Source organism: Stutzerimonas stutzeri (assembly GCF_024448715.1).
GTDB classification, from domain to species: Bacteria; Pseudomonadota; Gammaproteobacteria; order Pseudomonadales; family Pseudomonadaceae; genus Stutzerimonas; species Stutzerimonas stutzeri_AR.
In genome coordinates this window covers 181,371-199,478 of the sequence record NZ_JAMOHZ010000007.1, presented here as the reverse complement: position 1 = coordinate 199,478, position 18,108 = coordinate 181,371, and the positions used below count along the sequence as shown (strand labels likewise).

Sequence of the window (18,108 nt, the reverse complement as noted above, 5' to 3'; positions counted from 1 at the left end):
TGTTGCGCTATCGATGCGGCGGCGTTGCCATCCGCTAGTCAGGCGCCTGGGTTAAGCCTGCGTAACAGGTTGACGCTGATGTTCTGGAATATCTGGCCCAGCGCCTGCAGCTTGCTGAGTGGAGAAATCAATGCCAGCACATGGGAAAACACCTGAATCAGGAAATACTCGTAGAGCGCTTGATCGCCGATCCGCTGGTAATAGCGGGCGAGGCTGTAATAGGCGTGCATGCTCATCTGGATGCGCTGTTTGCTGCTGCGCATGGAGAAGATTCCGCCCTCATGCACGCGGTAGGCGGCGGGTTTGATTTCTTCGATGAACTTGCCTTTGCCGTAAGCTCCCAGCAGTGACCACCAGCAGATATCCAGCACCTCGACGCCGTGCAGTTCTGGCGGCAACTCCTGCAGCAGGTTGCGAAAACACACCGTCAGCGTCGACATCGGACGCGCCTGCATCAACTCTCGGGCACTGGCGTCCTGCCGGTACTTGCCCTGCATGTCCGGATTGCGGACTACGCCCTGGCTGTTGAACATGAATGCGTCGTGATAGGTGATCACGTAGTCGCGGTTCTGCTCGAGAAAGTCGACTTGGAGCTGCAGCTTGCGCGGGTCGGTCCAGTAGTCATCCCCTTCGCAATAGGCGATGTACTTGCCACGTGCTCGGGCGAACAGCCGTGTGCTGAACGGCACGCCCTGGCGGTACTGGTTTTCGCGCTGATAGATCGGCTTGATCACGTTTGGATAGCGCGCGGCATATTCGCAAATGATCGCCGCAGTGGAGTCGGTCGAGGCGTCGTCATGAACGATCACCTCGAAGGGAAAGTCCGTTTCCTGCCGGAGGAATCCATCCAGCGTTTCCCTTATGAAAGAGGCATGGTTGTAGGCCAGACAGACGATGCTCAGCAAGGGTTCACGTCTATCGCCCCAGGTTGCCATCAAGGCTTGTTCGCTTTTCAGTTGCGTGTCCATCAGGTGCTCGACTTTGTCATCAGTACGTACAGGCGGAGTACGACGGGTTTGGAGGTAAAGGTGACCAGCGTCAGGCAGATCAATCCGCTGATCGCTAGCCCTAGAAGCGTGTCGAAGCGGTTGTCACTGGCGATGGCCGCGAACACCGGTTCGCCGATCAACAGGCCCAGGCCGGTCATGGCGGTAATGCGCAGCAAGTCCTGCAGCCATTGCCGATGCAGGCCGGGAGCGAAGCGCTTGTGGACCATCGACGGCCAGATCAGAAAGGTCAGCATGCGCAGCCCGAACCAGGCCAGTGCCGCGCCATAGACGCCATGTTCCAGCGCCGCATATGTCACCAGCGGAATGCTTAGCGCGGCGGAGACCAGGCTGAACCACACATGCAGGCGCAACTGCCCGTGGGCGTACTGCAGATAAAATTGGAAGGCGGTGACGGCCATGATCGCGCTGCCCAGTACATACCAGGGCAGAACCGATCGGCTCCATTGCGCGGCTTCCAAATCACCGGTCCAGGCGAATATCAGCTCGGCGGAATGAAAGGCGATCACCCCGGCAAGGGGAAACAGCAGGCTGCAGACGAAGCGGGTGGCGTTCAGGTAAAGCGCCTGCATCTCGGCGATCCGGTCTTCTGCGACGAGCATGGTCATGCGTGGTAGCAGCGTCTGCACCAGCGGATTGGTAAGCGTCATGATGCCGGTCGAAATCAGCGCTACCAGCGAGAAGTAGCCGTACTCCTTGAGCAGCAGCACGTTGGACAGCAAGACCTTGTCCAACTGCGTCAGGATGATCCACAACACCGAGGTAAGCGACATGCCTGCCGCAAAAGGCAGCACCGGCCTGACTACTGCCCAATCGAAGCCGGTCAGCAGCTTTGGGTTGGGCATCAGCGCATAAGCCTTGGCGGCGAATATCAGCGTTTCGATTAGTGCTACCGCTGCCTGAAACAGGAAGAAGTCCAGCGGATCCTGGCTCACATAAGCCACCAGAAACAGGCCACCGAAATAGCGCAGCGTGGCGACGAGGATGTTTGCGCCGTTCAGCCAGGCATGCAGTTCGAGTCCTTGCAGGCCGCTCTTGTATAAAGTTGCGTACAACCTCAGGCCGATCATCAAGCCCATCAGGCTGATGCAGTGAATGATGGTCGCAGTACTCAACTCCTGCGCCTGCAACCACTGATGAGCAATCCACCCGCTGGAGAAGTGAATGGTCAGCACCGTCAGCGCCGCCAGCGGCAAGAAGATGATTTCGAACGAACGCAGCAACTGCCCGGGCTCGTAGCGTTGCGCCGCAGCGACCGGGCGGCCACGCAAATGCGCGATCTGGCGAACCAGCGACGGCGACAGGCCTGCATCCAGCAATTGCAGCCAAGCCTGTAGCACCGCGAAGAACCCGATCAGACCATAGGCTTCTGCCCCCAGATGCCCGAGATAGAAGGGCAGGATGAGAATGCCGACCAGCAAGGCGTACGCCTGACCTGCGTAGCTCAGGCCGGTGTTGCGAATCATGGAAAGCTTTCGGGAGTCGGACATCAATCAAATCGCCGCGAGTGAATCAGGAAATACGCTTGCACTCTGGGTCGAGCAGGCTGAGCCGGTGTTCGTTCAGCAACCCGACAGAGCTGGCCTGCGGCCAGTATTGTTCCGCGCGTGATCGGGTGCGCCGCACCGATTCGGTCAGCAGCGTCTGGACCACAGTGTTCTGGATGTGTCGCGGCAGGCCCGGATAAATCGGCAAGCACAGCACGCGGCGGCTTAAGGTCCGCGACTGTATCTGCGGCATCTGTGGCTGCAGGTGGCCGAGGGTATCCAGCGAGGGGTAGAAGTAACGCCTGGGATTGATGCCTTGTGCATTCAACGCACTGCGACTGCGTAGCAGCTGTTCTTCATTGGCCAGGGCTATCGGAAAGTAGCTATGGTTTCGAGCGGAGTGAGGCTGCTGGTGCTGAAGGTCGAAGTGATCGCCCAGTTGCTGTTCGTAGCGCCGGGCGATCTCCGCCCGTTGCTCCAGAATCAGCGGCATGTCATCAAGGATGCACAGGCCCATCGCAGCCGCGAACTCGTTGAGTTTGGCGTTGATACCGATACCGTTGATGATGTCGGTATCGACGATGCCGAAGTTGCACAGCAAGCGAATCCTGGCTGCCAGCGCATCGTCATTGGTAACGATGGCGCCCCCTTCGATGGTGTGAAAGAGCTTGGTGGCATGGAAGCTGAGCGTGCTGACATCGCCCCAGTTGAACACTGACTGATCCTTGTAGCGCACGCTGAACGCATGAGCTCCGTCGTAGACCACCTTCAAACGATGGCGGTTGGCGATCTGCGCGATGGTCTCGACATCACAGGCGTTGCCGAAGACATGGGTGGCGACGATTGCCCGGGTGTCGCCGTCAATCCTCGCCTCGATGGTGTGCGGGTCGAGGTTCCAGGTGGCCTTGTCAATATCGGCGAATATCGGCCGTATGCCTTCCCATTGCAGCGAGCTGGTGGTGGCGACAAAGCTGAACGGGGTGGTGATAGCGCTGCCGGACAGATCCAGCGCTCGATAGGCAATCTGCAACGCCAGGGTCCCGTTGTTGGTGAGGATGATGTTCCTGACCCCTAGATAATCACGCAGGCGTTCCTCCAGCTCTGTGACAAGCGGCCCGTGATTCGTCAGCCAGCCGGACGCATAGATGCTGTCCACGTAATTAAGAAACTTGGCCTTGTTGCCCAGATACGATTTGGTGACATTGATCATCTCGACGTCCTTATCGGTAGCCATGGCGAAAGGTGCGAAGCGGAAAACCGGTTGGAGCTACGTCGGTTCAGGCGGCCGGATGCGCCCTGGCCGCAGTCGCGCGGCGGGCGCGACGCTGGTTCAGCTTGAGGATCAACCGGGTTGCGAGGCTGCCCGCGTGCGGATCGCCATAGTGAAAGATGGCGGTTGCCCGGCGGCTGGCGGGATCGCAAGGCTCGTTTGCATGCAGTGTCCGGTAGCCCCAGAACAGATAGAGATTGCCGGGAACCAATTGCAACTTTTTGGGCTTCAGCAGATTGCGGCGAATGGCGGCGCTGATCAGCTTTCGGCTCAGTGCGTTCTGCAGCAACGCTTTTTCCAGCACATTGAACAGAACGTTCGAACGTACACGGCGAAGGTTTGGAAAAACGATCAGGTCACCGCAGTCGGCGCCATGTTGAGGAATCTCAATGGGCAACAGTACTGTCAGAAGGCTTGCATCGTAATGAAAGCAATTTGACTCTCGGCGGCCTGAATCGCCCTGTACGCAACGCAGTACCTGAAATATCGCGTCGCTAAACGAGGCTTTTCCCGCACCTGCCTGATGAATACCTGCAAGCATTTCACGAAACTCCGGCGCAGCGCCTAGCACGCCCAATAGAGAGTTCGCGATCGCATCTCCGCCATGGTGCGCGAAGTAATGGCCCTTATGTTTTTCGGCATCGGCACGGACCTGATCTTGCAATAACTTTAATTGATCCTGAGTTAGGAAGTTAGCGACGCAGGAATAACCTGTGTTGTTCATCTCTTGGACAATTAATTGATGCATTTCTAAATCCACGCTACGAAATACATTGCTCACGGTTAACTCCTGGCGGGAATAACGCAAGTTACGGATGTGCAAGTTGCAAATAGCAGATGGAATAAAAGCGCGGTTTATTTTTATATGATCAGGCGCCGTTCCATGAGCTTAATCTTTCTGCTTCTGCCGCAATTACGTTTTTACCAGACAATGCTACCGCCACTGGCGGCCATAGCCGCTTTGTACGTTGCTCGCTGCGGATATGCGGTTCGCCTGCGAATCCCGCTCTATGCGGGCCACTGCTAATTAGGCAAAGCTACCGCACTCGGCTGGGATACGAGATAAGCATCAGACGATAAGAAAAACTATTCAAGCTCAGACATAGTTGCGCTGTAAACGATGCTACCTGTGAAGTTGCTCGCGGTAGCCAAACTTGTATTTTGGTTGGTCTGACTTGCCGTTTCGTTGAGCATCCTGTCTCTGTTTTATGTGACGTAGTTATCATCCAGAACCGGACGGCAGTCAAGTTCGAATAGCTAAATTTCGATTAAAAAAACCGTGTGGTATGTGCTTGGCATCGTAAGTTATTGATAATGATGACGTGCTGCTTTCCGGCTGTTCGTAGCGCTCTGACAGGGCGGTTGTACCTTCAAGTAATACAACCATCTTTCAAACTAAGCCGTTCGGTCTATTGATCTGTGCGCGATGGAATACGGTGCATAACCAGAGGACGCTAATGCCAAAACGGATTAGCAAAAAAAAGCCGGGACGATTGCAGCGAGGGAAGCGATTTTTTGCCGCGCAACGAAAAAAGGCCACTCGAATGAGTGACCTTTTCGTGTTTGGTTGCGGGAGCCGGATTTGAACCGACGACCTTCGGGTTATGAGCCCGACGAGCTACCAGACTGCTCCATCCCGCGTCTGTGAGGCGGCATTCTACAGCGTGCCGTGCCTCTGTCAACCGCTTGCGCTGGAAAGAGTTTTCTTTTCAAAGCTTTAGCCGATTGGTTAGGCACTGGTGCTGGCAAGCAGTAGCTGATTGTTAGTTCTGCGCATACGAAAAAGGCCACTCTCAAGAGTGGCCTTTTTCGTATTTGGTTGCGGGAGCCGGATTTGAACCGACGACCTTCGGGTTATGAGCCCGACGAGCTACCAGACTGCTCCATCCCGCGTCTGTGGGGCGGCATTCTACAGCTTTCGGTCGTGCTGTCACGGCTTTTATCGAAAATAAGCTCGTTGCTTCAAGCGCTTAGCGAAACAGTAGTACCGTGCCGCGTGGCTATGGCTGACCGGGCCTGCGGCGCTTCAGTGCCTGGCTTGTGGTGGTAGCGAGCGATCCGCAGCATGCCCCAGAGCATGGCGAATGCGGCTCCGCTCCAGCCGATGATCATCAAGAGAATTACCAGTGCAGGTGTGATCATTGTTGGATTCCTTTCTAAGTTTGCCATCAACTGCTCTCTGAAGATGGACCCCGAATCGATGCGGACGGTTCCAACTGCCGTTGGTCGGTGATGCTCGCCGGTGATGCACGGCTGGTTCGCTAAGCTGCCTAAACGTTGTCGTGACTTGGTAGGAGGATTTATGCGGACCTATCTGAGAATTGCGCTTGGAGCCGTAGTTGGGCTTGCCGCTGTAACGGCTGCTCTCGCCGCCTCGCTTGAGCGTGCAGCGCCCAGCGCTAGCCAGTTGGCGCAGAACACCGGGGCCGTCGACCGCACCCTCGGCAACAGTTCCATGGGCGTTGGCGAAGGTATCGAACGACTACCCGAACGATCCGAAACGGATTTCGATCCGGATGATGGGCAACGAACACAAAAGACTTACGACGAATCGCGCCACGGTGATAACGACACCGATATGGAGCATCACCCACGCCGAACTCTCGGTGATCACGAGGACGACCGATGATCCAGGCGAAGCAGCCGGCACGTTCCTAACGAGCGGCCCACTCCGTACAATGCGGTCCTTTTTCGATTGGGCCGTACAACATGCAGATCGCCTTGGCGCCCATGGAAGGGTTGGTCGACGAGATTCTCCGTGACGTGCTGACGCGTGTCGGTGGTGTCGACTGGTGTGTAACTGAGTTCATTCGTGTATCGGACCGTTTGTTGCCGCCGTCTAGCTTCCGCAAGCTCGCTCCGGAGCTTGATGGCGGTGCAGTGACACGGGCAGGAACGCCGCTGCGAGTGCAATTACTGGGTTCCGATCCGCTTTGCTTGGCCGACAATGCCGCCTTCGCCTGCAGCCTCGGGGCGCCCGCTATCGACCTGAATTTCGGTTGCCCGGCCAAGACGGTTAACAAGTCCCGGGGCGGTGCCGTGCTGCTCAAGGAACCCGAGCTGCTTCATACGATTTTGTACCAAGTGCGCAAAGCAGTGCCGGCGCATATCCCGGTTACCGCCAAGATGCGGCTGGGTTTCGACAGTCCGGACGGTGCGCTCGATTGCGCCAATGCGCTGGTCGATGGCGGCGCCGAGCAGCTGGTAGTGCATGCGCGAACCAAGCTCGACGGCTACAAGCCACCTGCGCATTGGGAATGGGTCGCCAAGGTTCAAGATGTGGTCGCCGTGCCGGTTTTCGCCAATGGTGATATCTGGTCGCTGGAGGACTGGCGCCGCTGCCGTGAAATCAGTGGCGTGGACGACATCATGCTTGGGCGCGGGTTGGTCTGCCGGCCGGATCTGGCTCGCCAGATCAGTGCGGCGAAGAAGGGCGCAACGGTCGAGCCGATGAGCTGGGAAGACCTGCAGCCATTGCTCGCCGACTTCTGGCTACAGGCGCGACGCAAAATTTCTCCGCGCTACGCACCGGGTCGGCTCAAGCAATGGATATCCATGCTCACCCGCAGCTACCCGGAAGCAGTAGCGCTGTTCGCCCAGCTGCGACGGGAAAACGATTGTGAGCGACTCGACGCGTTGCTGGGTATCGACAGCAACGCGTCGGGTTTCGAAGCAGCCGTTTAGCAGGTAGTTTTCAACGGCCTGTTAACGCCCGCCGCTGACATCCAGCAGGGCACCGCTGGTGTAGCTGGCCTTATCGCTGGCCAGCCAGACAATCGCCTCTGCCACTTCTTCGGCACGACCGCCACGGCCCATAGGCACGCTAGCTTTGACGCGCTCGACCCGTCCAGGCTCGCCGCCGCTGGCGTGAATCTCGGTGTCGATCACGCCCGGCCGCACGGCATTGACGCGAATGCCTTCTGCTGCGACCTCCTTGGCCAAGCCAAGAGTCATGCTGTCGACCGCGCCCTTGGCGGCTGCGTAATCGATATATTCATTGGGCGCGCCGAGTTTCGCTGCAATCGAGGATACGTTGATGATGGCGCCGCCATTGCCTCCGTAGCGGGTCGACATGCGCTTCACCGCGTGGCTCGCGCAGAGAAAGCTGCCGGTTACATTAACGGCGAATACCCGTGCCAGCCGCGCGGCGTCCATCTCGTCCAGACGCATCTGGCGCTCCAGCATGCCGGCGTTGTTGACCAGGACGTCGAGCCTGCCGAACTCATCGTCGACTGCGGCGAACAGTCTGGCTACTTGAGCCTCGTCGGCCACATCGGCTGCCACCGCTATGGCCCGGACGCCGGCGTTTTTAAGCTCGTCCAGCAGGCTCTGCGCGGCGTCCTGGCGATGGTGAAAGTTAAGGCACAGCGCATAGCCTTCGGCAGCTGCGAGCCTGGCGGTGGCGGCGCCTATTCCTCGGCTGGCCCCTGTGATCAGCATGACTTTGGACATAAATAACTCCGACGAACGGTCTTGAAAAGCAGCGGGCAATTCCTATTTAGGGCATCACAGGATGCCGAATTCGGGTCCTGTAAAAACCACTCGCTGCATATCAGGAGATAGCAAAATGACTAGCTTTTCGATGGCTCCACTGTTCCGCCAATCCATTGGCTTCGATCGTTTCAATGATCTGTTCGAGTCTGCCTTGCGCAACGAAGCGAGCAGCTCGTTCCCACCGTACAACGTAGAAAAACACGGTGATGACCAATACCGCATCATCGTAGCAGCTGCCGGTTTTCAGGAGTCCGATCTGGATCTGCAAGTCGAACGCGGCGTGCTGACCGTCAGTGGCGGCAAGCGCGAGAACGGCGGGGAAAACATCACCTATTTGCATCAGGGCATCGCCCAGCGGGCATTTAAGCTGTCGTTCCGCCTGGCCGACCATATAGAGGTCAAAGGTGCTGCGCTCAAAAATGGCTTGTTGAACGTCCAGCTCGAGCGCGTCGTGCCGGAAGAGGCCAAGCCCAAGCGTATCCCGATCAACGGTGAGCGCCTGGCACTGGAAGAGGCCTGACCTAGAGAAGGGCGTCGCAACAGACTGTGTGAAAACTACTGCGCTCGGTTATGCCGCGTTAAAAACAGGCTCGGATGCGAGCCCAGTCGGAATGCTCATTTACAGCTCGTAAACTCGAGTGCGAGCTCAGTCCGCTTCCTCGCCTGTTTTGACTCGCTGCGCTCGCCCTTCGGGCCAGCCTTCGGCTGTTACTCCCGATGGTCGTTGCGCCTTGCCTAACCTTCGCTCGCTACGTTTTCGCAAGGTCTGCAAGACGCCCTTTTTCCAGCTGCAACTCAGGCTGTCAAATTCGTTGCCAATAACTCGCTGAACTCGGCAAACGGCAGCGGGCGGCTGAACAGATAGCCCTGATACAGATGGCACCCTTGCAGCTGCAGCAACTCGAGCTGCGCCTGCTGTTCGACCCCCTCGGCAATCACTTCCAGTCTCAGGCTCCTGGCCATCGCGACGATAGCGCGGATGATTTCGGCGTCGTTGCCGTCATCCAGTGCGTCGCGAACGAAGGACTGGTCGATTTTCAACAGATCCACCGGTAGCCGTTTGAGATAGGTGAGCGAGGAGTAGCCGGTACCGAAATCATCCATCGCAAAGCTCACCCCGTGCCGGCGTAGGCGCCGCATTTTGGCAATGGTGTCGTCCAGGTTCTGGATCACGATGCCTTCGGTGATTTCCAGCTTGATCATCTGGTGTGGCAGTCCGGTGGTTTTCAGCGCTTCGACGACGCGTTCGACAAACTCGTTCTGGCGGAACTGGCGTGGGCTGATGTTGACGCAGAGGCTGAAGTCGTCGGGCCGTACCAGGTCGTTGGCCAACAATAAAGCACCGATTCGGCAGGCTTCCTTTATTACCCAGCCGCCGACTTCGATGATCAGTCCGCTTTCTTCCAATACATTAATGAACTGCGCGGGCGAGCGTGCGCCATGCTCCGGATGATGCCATCGCAACAGGACCTCGGCACCGACCACCACGCCGGATCGCGCATCTACCTGAGGTTGAAGATATAGCTCGAATTCATTGCGCTGCAGTGCCAGGCGCAGCTCGTTTTCCAGCTGCAAGCGGGCGCTCGCGGCTTCCTGCATGGTCGCTCGAAACAGTTGAATGGCATTGCGTCCGGCATCCTTGGCCCGGTACAGGGCGATGTCGGCGCGCTTCAGCAAGTCGGCAGGAGTGTCACCGTGATCCGGCATCAGCGCAATGCCGATACTCGGCGTGACCTGCAGTCGATTACCTTCGAAGACCATGGGCTCCGCAAGTAGAGTGCGCAGTTTTTCCGCAACCTGCCGCACTTGGCGGGTCACATCTGAGCGTTTGCCGGTCAGGCCGGTCAGCAGCACGACGAACTCATCGCCACCAAGGCGGGCAACGGTATCTTCCTGACGGATGCTGGCTTCGAGGCGTGCGGTAATCATTTTCAGTACGCCATCGCCGACCGGATGTCCGAGCGAATCGTTGATGTGCTTGAAGTGGTCAAGATCGAGGAACAGCAGCGCGCCCCGTAGATTGTGCCGTTTATGCAACGCGGCCTGCTGGGTCAGACGATCCATGAGCAGGGCGCGATTGGGCAGGTTGGTCAGCGGGTCGTGGTAAGCCAGATGATGGATCTGTGCGTGGGCGGCTTTCAGCTGGCTAATGTCGCGGGCTGACAACAGCAGGCATTCGGTGTCGTTGAGCTCGATAGGCTCTACCGAGACCTCGATGTTCATTGGTCTGCCGTAACGATCCTGGCCGATCATTTCCCAATTGGTCACGCGACCGTCACGCTCTAGCAGCTCGAGAATTTCGTTGCGTTGCGTGACAGGCCAGATGCCTAACTCTGCAGAGGTGCGACCGATGGCTTCCTCCGGACGATAACCAGAGAGGCGGTAGAAACCGTCGTTGACCTCAATGAATCGCCCGGTACTGCGCTCGCTGATGATGATCGCGTCGGGGCTTGAGTGAAACGCCGTGGCGAACTTGGCCTCGCTGACCTTCAGCGCCGCCTCGGCTCGCTGTCGCTTTGTGATGTCCCGGAACGTAGTAACAATGCATAGGCGCCGGTCGATACGGATGAAGCGGCTGGAAACAACGCAGGTGATGTACTGGTCTGCCTTGGTTCGAAATTGCGCTTCGGCATTCTCCAGACGCTGGTCGCGAGTCAGCTGCTGATAGAGTTCCAGTCGTTGATTCTCGTCGCGCCAGAAGCGTATTTCCGGAGCCGAACGTCCCACGATATCGCTGCTCTCCCAACCGAATACAGCGCTGAAGCTCGGGTTGATCCCAATGAACTTACCATCGCGAATGCGTGACAGAGAAATCGGATCTGGACTGCCTTGGAACAGCGCGGAAAATTTGGCTTCGGAGGCGGCTAGATGCTGCTCGCGCAGAACACGCTCGGTGACGTCGATAATAATGCCGGCCATTCGTAGTGGCGCGTCGTGCTCATCACGATAGAGCTTGGCGGTGCTTTCCAGGTGTCGAATCGTGCCATCGGCATGTTCCGCCTGGTAAACGGTTTGGTAGGTCTTACGTCGCCCAGCGAGCAGATCGCTGTAAGCGTCGCGCATGGCTTGTCGGTCTTTTGCCGCGACGCTGCGAAAAAACTCCCGAAACGATCCATCGAATGGACCTTCGACGATGCCCTGCAATTCAGAAGCCCGAGCCGAGGCATACAGCTTGTCGCTCGGGATGTGCCATTCCCAGTTGCCAAGCTCTGCCGAGGCCAACGCCAGCTCCAGGCGTTCCTGACTGTCTTCGAGGGCCTGGGCCTGGATGTGCTGGTCGGTGATGTCGCGGACGATGCCCACCAGCATCGACTGGTCCGTGCGGCCAGCTTTTTGCTGGCCGTCGATTTCCAGCCAGCGCACAGTCCCATCTACCCAAAGCACTCGGTGGCGAAAACTGAAGCGTGGCTCGTTGCCCTTCCGTGCTGAGCGAATGAATGCGTCGATGCGGGATCGGTCTTGCTCGAAGATCAGCTTGAGATAGTCGGCCTGTGAGATCTCGACGCGCGGCTCCGTGAGGCCAAAAAGCCTGCTGGTACCGAGCGACCAATGCACGACGCCACGCTGTAAATCCCAGGACCAGACGCCCAACCCAGCACCGTCGAGTACCGACAGTAGGCGAGCTGCGTCCTGCCAAGGAGTTGCTGCTTCGTTTGGAATGGCGTTGCGTGCGGGTTCAGTGGGCAACATGAACGGCCTCGGCCGGGCAAATCAGGAAGTGGCGAATCGGTGGTAAACAAACAATGCTCATGGGCGCTTCTGGGTATCTTGTAGTTATGCTCCGAACTTATCCGTAGCTAATGGCAAAGTGCAAGTGCGGTTAGTCGGCATCCAGCAATGCCATGAAGGCTTTTGCTGCGTTCGACAGGGTGCGCTCCGTATGAATTATGTACCCAAGTTGTCTTGCTAGCTGAACGCCAGGTAGCGGCAAACGCACCACCTGTTCATCGAGCATAGTTCGCGGCAGCACGCTCCAGGCGATGCCAATGGAAACCATCATTTTGATCGTCTCCATATAGTTGGTGCTCATTGCGATGTTCGGTGTGAGCCCTTCACGCTCGAACAACCGCTGGGCGATATGGTGAGTGAAGGTGTTACCGCCCGGGAATACGGCAGGGTAGGCGGCGATATCGGCGAGTGTGATGTCCGGTTTCTGCGCCAATGGATGCTCGGGAGCTACGACGAAGTCCAGCGGATCGTCCCAGACCTTGTTCGCGCGAACCGGTGTTGCGGTCTGCGGTGCCAGGGTGATCACGGCGAGTTCAGCCCGCCCGTGAAGGATTTCCTCGTAGGCGATTTCCGAATCCAGGAAGCGGATGTCCAGGTTCACATTCGGATAGGCGCGGGTGAACGCCCTGAGCAGTGGCGGCAGGCGGTGCAGGCCGATGTGGTGGCTGGTCGCCAAGCACAATCGGCCGCTGACATCCCCGTTCAGATTGGTCAGTGCGCGGCGCGTGTCGTCCAGCACGTTGAGGATCTGATAGGCGCGCGGCAGCAGTGCTCTGCCGGCTTCGGTCAGCCCGATTTCCCGTCCGAGCCGGTCGAATAGCCGTACGTTCAGTTGTGACTCCAACGCTGCCAGCCGCTTGCTTACCGCTGGCTGGGTCAGGTGCAGGTGTTCTCCAGCCAAGGAAAAGCTACCGGTCTCGGCGATGGCAATAAAAGCATTGAGATTGGCGAGGTCCATCGGTTCGCTCCGGCGAAAAATTAGAGGCCAGGTCCAAGTCGATAAAGGAGTAGCTTATAGCTATTCTCTTAAGGAATGCATTGAATGAAAAATATGAATTTGAGTAATTCTATGCAACCCCATAGCATCAACCTCATAAGCAAAAGGGCTATTGCCCAAGAAACTGATGAGGAACGTCTGATGGCTGGCAAAACGCTCTACGACAAGCTCTGGGAAATGCACGAAGTCAAACGTCGCGATGATGGCTCGTCGCTGATCTACATCGACCGTCATATCCTCCACGAAGTGACCTCGCCACAGGCCTTCGAAGGCCTGCGTCTGGCTGCTCGCAAGCCATGGCGCATCGACGCCAATATCGCTACGCCCGATCACAACGTGCCGACCACCAAGGGCGAGCGCCAGGGCGGCCTGGAAGCCATCGCCGATGAGGTCTCGCGTATTCAGGTACAGACTCTGGATGAGAACTGCGATGACTTCGGCATCCTCGAATTCAAGATGAACGACATCCGTCAAGGTATCGTCCACGTAATCGGCCCGGAGCAGGGCGCGACCCTGCCGGGGATGACCGTGGTGTGTGGCGACTCGCACACCTCGACTCACGGCGCGTTCGCCGCGCTGGCCCACGGCATCGGTACCTCGGAAGTCGAGCATGTACTGGCGACCCAGTGCCTGGTCGCCAAGAAAATGAAGAACATGCAGGTGCGCGTCGAGGGCAAGTTGCCCTTCGGTGTGACCGCCAAGGACATTGTCCTGGCGGTAATTGGCAAGATCGGCACTGCCGGCGGTAACGGCCATGCGTTGGAGTTCGCCGGTAGCGCTATCCGCGACCTGTCGATGGAAGGCCGCATGACCATCTGCAACATGTCCATCGAGGCCGGTGCCCGCGTGGGGATGGTAGCTGCGGACGACAAGACCATCGCCTATGTCGAGGGTCGTCCATACGCGCCCAAGGGTGCCGACTGGGAACGTGCAGTTGCAGCCTGGAAGGATCTCGTCTCCGACGAAGATGCGGTATTCGATACCGTGATCGAGTTGAAAGCCGAAGAGATCAAGCCGCAGGTGAGCTGGGGTACCTCCCCGGAAATGGTTTTGGCGGTCGACCAGAGCGTGCCTGACCCGGCAGTAGAAGCCGACCCGGTCAAACGCGATTCCATTACCCGTGCGCTGAAATACATGGGGCTGCGCGCCAACCAGCCGATCACCGAGATCCAACTGGATCGCGTATTCATCGGCTCCTGCACTAACTCTCGCATCGAAGATTTGCGCGCTGCCGCCGAAGTAGCCAAGGGCCGCAAGGTGGCCGCTACGGTCAAGCAGGCAATGGTTGTGCCGGGCTCCGGATTGGTCAAGCAGCAGGCCGAGGCGGAAGGGCTGGACAAGATCTTCCTCGAAGCCGGCTTCGAATGGCGTGAGCCAGGCTGTTCGATGTGCCTGGCAATGAACCCGGACAAGTTGGGCAGCGGTGAGCATTGCGCCTCCACCTCCAACCGTAACTTCGAAGGGCGCCAGGGCGCTGGTGGTAGGACTCATCTGGTCAGCCCGGCCATGGCTGCCGCCGCCGCGGTGACTGGCCGCTTTATCGACGTTCGCGAATTGATCCAGGCCTGAGGAGACCGACATGAAAGCATTCACCCAGCATACAGGTCTGGTCGCGCCGCTCGATCGCGCCAACGTCGATACCGACCAGATCATCCCTAAGCAGTTTCTCAAATCGATCAAGCGCACCGGCTTCGGTCAGAACCTGTTTGACGAATGGCGTTACCTGGACGTCGGCCAGCCCAATCAGGATTGCTCGAATCGTCCGGTGAACAACGAGTTTGTGCTGAATTTTCCGCGTTATCAGGGCGCTAGCGTCCTGCTCGCTCGCGAAAACTTCGGCTGCGGCTCGTCCCGCGAGCATGCCCCGTGGGCGCTGGATGAGTACGGCTTCCGTACCATCATCGCGCCGAGCTTTGCTGACATCTTCTACAACAACAGCTTCAAGAACGGCCTGCTGCCGATCATGCTGAAGGAAGCGGAAGTCGACGAGCTATTCGAACAGGCCGAAGCCACCGAGGGATACCAGCTCACCGTGGATCTGGCCGCGCAAACCGTTACTCGTCCTGACGGAAAACAATACAGCTTCGAGGTCGATGCCTTCCGCAAGCATTGCTTGCTTAACGGCCTTGACGACATCGGGCTGACGCTGCAAGACGCGGATGCGATCAAGGTGTTCGAAGCCCGCCATCAGCAGAGTCAGCCCTGGTTGTTCGGTGCAATCAAATAAGTTCGAGTTGGACCTGTTGTGTAGGGTGGCTTCAGCCCGCCTGAGAGTAAATGGCAAGCGATGGGCTGGAGCGGAACACGCCCGGCCCACTCTTACGGCGTATCAATTTCAAGGAACAGCAAATGTCTAAACAGATTCTGGTATTGCCCGGCGACGGTATCGGCCCGGAAATCATGGCCGAGGCGGTCAAGGTGCTGACGCTGGCCAACGACAAGTTTCAACTCGACTTCCAGCTCAACTACGACGAGCTGGGTGGCGCTGCGGTCGACAAATACGGCGTGCCGCTGGCCGACGAAACTCTGGAGCGTGCACGCGCGGCCGACGCCATCCTGCTCGGTGCGGTCGGTGGCCCTAAGTGGGATACGATCGATCCGGCGATCCGCCCCGAGCGTGGCTTGCTGAGGATCCGCTCGCAGCTGGGCCTGTTCGGCAATCTGCGTCCTGCTCTGCTTTATCCGCAGTTGGCCGAGGCCTCCAGTTTGAAGCCGGAGATTGTTGCCGGCCTGGATATCCTGATCGTTCGCGAGCTGACTGGCGGTATCTATTTCGGCCAGCCGCGCGAGAGCAAGGTGCTGGAAAATGGAGAACGTATGGCCTATGACACTCTGCCGTACAGCGAGAGCGAAATCCGCCGAATCGCCAAGGTCGGTTTTGACATGGCACGCGTCCGCGGTAAGAAGCTCTGCTCGGTGGACAAGGCCAACGTGCTGGCGTCCAGCCAATTGTGGCGTGCTGTGGTGGAGGAGGTCGGCAAGGATTATCCGGACGTCGAACTCAGCCACATGTATGTCGACAACGCGGCGATGCAGCTGGTGCGTGCGCCGAAGCAGTTCGATGTGATCGTCACAGACAATATGTTCGGTGACATCCTGTCGGACGAGGCTTCCATGTTGACCGGTTCGATCGGCATGCTGCCGTCCGCTTCCCTTGATTCGAACAACAAGGGCATGTTCGAGCCGTGCCATGGTTCAGCACCGGATATCGCTGGCAAAGGCATTGCGAACCCGCTGGCAACCATTCTCTCTGTATCGATGATGTTGCGTTACAGCTTCAACCTGGTTGCGGCTGCGGATGCAATCGAGCAAGCGGTCAGCGATGTGCTTGATCAGGGGCTGCGCACTGGCGATATCTGGTCCAACGGCTGTCAGAAGGTCAATACCCAGGCGATGGGCGACGCAGTAGTCGCGGCGCTCGCGAAGTTGTAATCTCTCGGGTCCCATTGCACCGGCCGTTGATAGAGCTTGCGGGCGACGGCTAGGCGGTAACGTCAAGCGATGGCGGGGCGCGTTGTTCAGCACAGGCTAGATATAGTGCCCTCGCTTTCCACCCGAAAGCACAGTCTGTTACGGCCTGCTAGATGGGCCACTTTATATATAGGTGTTGTTTGCGATGAAACGTGTAGGTCTGATCGGTTGGCGCGGTATGGTAGGTTCCGTGCTTATGCAGCGGATGCTGGAGGAGCGGGACTTCGACCTGATCGAGCCAGTGTTCTTTACCACTTCCAACGTAGGCGGTCAGGGGCCTTCCATTGGCAAAGATACTGCGCCGCTGAAGGACGCCTACAGTATCGAAGAGCTGAAAACCCTCGACGTGATTCTTACTTGCCAGGGCGGCGACTACACCAGCGAAGTATTCCCCAAGCTTCGCGAAGCGGGTTGGAATGGCTACTGGATCGACGCGGCGTCGACCCTGCGCATGCATGACGATGCGGTCATCGTGCTGGATCCGGTCAACCGTAAGGTGATCGATCACCAGCTGGACGCCGGCACCCGCAACTACATCGGCGGTAACTGCACCGTCAGCCTAATGCTGATGGGGCTCGGCGGCTTGTTTGAGAACGGCCTGGTCGAGTGGATGAGCGCCATGACTTATCAGGCTGCATCAGGTGCCGGCGCACAGAACATGCGCGAGCTGATCAAGCAAATGGGCAGCATTAATGCCTCGGTTGCGGATGAGCTTGCCAATCCGGCCAGCGCCATTCTGGAAATTGATCGCAAGGTCGCCGAGTGTCAGCGCTCAGAAGCATTTCCGGTGGACAATTTTGGCGTTCCGCTGGCCGGTAGCCTGATTCCGTACATCGATAAGGAGCTGCCGAATGGGCAGAGCCGTGAGGAGTGGAAGGCGCAGGCGGAAACCAACAAGATTCTGGGCCGTTTCAAAAGCCCCATCCCGGTAGATGGCATCTGCGTGCGGATCGGCGCGATGCGCTGTCACAGCCAGGCGTTGACTATCAAGCTGAACAAGGATGTGCCGATCTCGGACATCGAAGGCATGATCAGTCAGCACAACCCCTGGGTGAAGCTCGTTCCGAACCATCGTGACGCGAGCATGCAGGAGCTCAGTCCCACCTCGGTAACCGGTACCTTGAGTGTTCCGGTTGGCCGTCTGCGCAAGCTCAATATGGGTTCGCATTACCTGGGCGCTTTCACCGTTGGTGATCAGCTGCTTTGGGGAGCGGCCGAGCCGCTGCGCCGCATGCTGCGGATCCTTCTGGAGCGATAAGCCAGAATGGGCTGGCAAAAAAGCGCCCCGGCTGTGCCGCGGCGCTTTTTTTATGCGAAAGGGTGTCCTTCTTCCTATCTGCCGCCGCAATGAGACCAGCGGACAGTAACCCTAACGCTGAAAGCAGATCCAATCACGCAGAGCGTCCTGGATGCTGGCGGTCGCATTGCGGCCTGCCTGCTGTACGCGAACACAATTTGTGGATTGTGTCTGATAACGTACCAAAAGGCGCGGCGCTCAATGCCGTGCGGTCTGGTGAGTTGTTGATAAAACACTATCTGTAAAAGATACTTACCGGAAATTCGAAGAACTATTCTAGCTAACAACGCTGTTTAGGCTTATCGCTGACGGGGAGCCGCCACTAGGCGGGCGCAGGCAGTGACTATAAGACCCTC

15 protein-coding genes, 2 tRNA genes and 1 pseudogene are annotated in these 18,108 nt (G+C 57.9%); 8 read left to right on the top strand and 10 right to left on the bottom strand.

Translation table 11 applies throughout. The features are described from left to right. Positions 1 to 38 precede the first annotated feature (38 nt). The 7 genes from NAV33_RS16475 to NAV33_RS16445 form a co-directional block, all read right to left on the bottom strand. Positions 39 to 968, bottom strand: a complete 930-nt coding sequence (locus tag NAV33_RS16475; protein ID WP_255981975.1) for a glycosyltransferase family 2 protein — start codon at positions 966 to 968, stop codon at positions 39 to 41. Continuing rightward, the gene (locus tag NAV33_RS16470) at positions 968 to 2,497 is read right to left on the bottom strand and encodes a polysaccharide biosynthesis protein (RefSeq protein ID WP_255981973.1); all 1,530 of its coding nucleotides are present in this window, start codon (positions 2,495 to 2,497) and stop codon (positions 968 to 970) included. Before NAV33_RS16470 ends, NAV33_RS16475 begins: the two co-directional genes overlap by 1 nt. Before the next feature lie 22 nt (positions 2,498 to 2,519). Beyond that, complete coding sequence (locus tag NAV33_RS16465) at positions 2,520 to 3,704, bottom strand: DegT/DnrJ/EryC1/StrS family aminotransferase (RefSeq protein ID WP_255982149.1); 1,185 nt, start codon at positions 3,702 to 3,704, stop codon at positions 2,520 to 2,522. A gap of 67 nt (positions 3,705 to 3,771) precedes the next feature. After that, positions 3,772 to 4,545, bottom strand: a complete 774-nt coding sequence (locus tag NAV33_RS16460; RefSeq protein WP_255981971.1) for a hypothetical protein — start codon at positions 4,543 to 4,545, stop codon at positions 3,772 to 3,774. Between the two features lie 783 nt (positions 4,546 to 5,328). Continuing rightward, positions 5,329 to 5,405: transfer RNA gene (locus NAV33_RS16455), tRNA-Met, on the bottom strand. Between the two features lie 175 nt (positions 5,406 to 5,580). Further along, a tRNA-Met gene (locus NAV33_RS16450) sits at positions 5,581 to 5,657 on the bottom strand. 69 nt (positions 5,658 to 5,726) lie between these two features. Continuing rightward, a complete protein-coding gene (locus tag NAV33_RS16445; RefSeq protein ID WP_255981969.1) occupies positions 5,727 to 5,906 on the bottom strand; it encodes a hypothetical protein in 180 nt (59 codons plus the stop codon). Positions 5,907 to 6,066: 160 nt separating this feature from the next. Here NAV33_RS16445 and NAV33_RS16440 point away from each other — a divergent pair, with 160 nt between their 5' ends. Both NAV33_RS16440 and NAV33_RS16435 read left to right on the top strand, forming a co-directional pair. Further along, the gene (locus tag NAV33_RS16440; protein WP_255981966.1) at positions 6,067 to 6,393 is read left to right on the top strand and encodes a hypothetical protein; all 327 of its coding nucleotides are present in this window, start codon (positions 6,067 to 6,069) and stop codon (positions 6,391 to 6,393) included. Between the two features lie 80 nt (positions 6,394 to 6,473). Further along, a complete protein-coding gene (locus tag NAV33_RS16435; protein WP_255981964.1) occupies positions 6,474 to 7,448 on the top strand; it encodes a tRNA dihydrouridine synthase in 975 nt (324 codons plus the stop codon). A 21-nt stretch (positions 7,449 to 7,469) separates the two neighbouring features. Here NAV33_RS16435 and NAV33_RS16430 read toward each other — a convergent pair whose 3' ends face one another. Then, the gene (locus NAV33_RS16430; RefSeq protein ID WP_255981961.1) at positions 7,470 to 8,216 is read right to left on the bottom strand and encodes an SDR family oxidoreductase; all 747 of its coding nucleotides are present in this window, start codon (positions 8,214 to 8,216) and stop codon (positions 7,470 to 7,472) included. A 115-nt stretch (positions 8,217 to 8,331) separates the two neighbouring features. Between NAV33_RS16430 and NAV33_RS16425 the strand changes: the two genes are divergently transcribed. After that, the gene (locus NAV33_RS16425) at positions 8,332 to 8,778 is read left to right on the top strand and encodes an Hsp20 family protein (RefSeq protein WP_255981959.1); all 447 of its coding nucleotides are present in this window, start codon (positions 8,332 to 8,334) and stop codon (positions 8,776 to 8,778) included. A gap of 275 nt (positions 8,779 to 9,053) precedes the next feature. Here the strand turns inward: NAV33_RS16425 and NAV33_RS16420 are convergent, their stop codons facing one another. Both NAV33_RS16420 and NAV33_RS16415 read right to left on the bottom strand, forming a co-directional pair. Beyond that, positions 9,054 to 11,948 carry a sensor domain-containing protein gene (locus tag NAV33_RS16420; protein ID WP_255981957.1) on the bottom strand — a complete coding sequence of 965 codons (2,895 nt, stop codon included), beginning with the start codon at positions 11,946 to 11,948 and terminating at the stop codon, positions 9,054 to 9,056. A gap of 130 nt (positions 11,949 to 12,078) precedes the next feature. Next, a complete protein-coding gene (locus tag NAV33_RS16415) occupies positions 12,079 to 12,945 on the bottom strand; it encodes a LysR family transcriptional regulator (protein ID WP_255981955.1) in 867 nt (288 codons plus the stop codon). A gap of 180 nt (positions 12,946 to 13,125) precedes the next feature. Between NAV33_RS16415 and leuC the strand changes: the two genes are divergently transcribed. The 5 genes and pseudogenes from leuC to NAV33_RS16390 all read left to right on the top strand — a co-directional run. Continuing rightward, positions 13,126 to 14,553: a 3-isopropylmalate dehydratase large subunit gene (gene leuC, locus NAV33_RS16410; protein ID WP_255981953.1), complete on the top strand. Its 1,428-nt coding sequence runs from the start codon at positions 13,126 to 13,128 to the stop codon at positions 14,551 to 14,553. Positions 14,554 to 14,563: 10 nt separating this feature from the next. Beyond that, positions 14,564 to 15,211: a 3-isopropylmalate dehydratase small subunit gene (gene leuD / locus NAV33_RS16405; protein WP_255981951.1), complete on the top strand. Its 648-nt coding sequence runs from the start codon at positions 14,564 to 14,566 to the stop codon at positions 15,209 to 15,211. A gap of 122 nt (positions 15,212 to 15,333) precedes the next feature. Further along, positions 15,334 to 16,416, top strand: coding sequence for a 3-isopropylmalate dehydrogenase (leuB, locus tag NAV33_RS16400; protein ID WP_255981949.1), 1,083 nt, complete (start codon positions 15,334 to 15,336; stop codon positions 16,414 to 16,416). Between the two features lie 184 nt (positions 16,417 to 16,600). After that, a complete protein-coding gene (asd, locus tag NAV33_RS16395; RefSeq protein WP_255981946.1) occupies positions 16,601 to 17,713 on the top strand; it encodes an aspartate-semialdehyde dehydrogenase in 1,113 nt (370 codons plus the stop codon). 194 nt (positions 17,714 to 17,907) lie between these two features. Then, positions 17,908 to 17,997, top strand: a pseudogene (locus NAV33_RS16390) (aspartate-semialdehyde dehydrogenase); the annotation flags it as partial. Between the last annotated feature and the right edge of the window lie 111 nt (positions 17,998 to 18,108).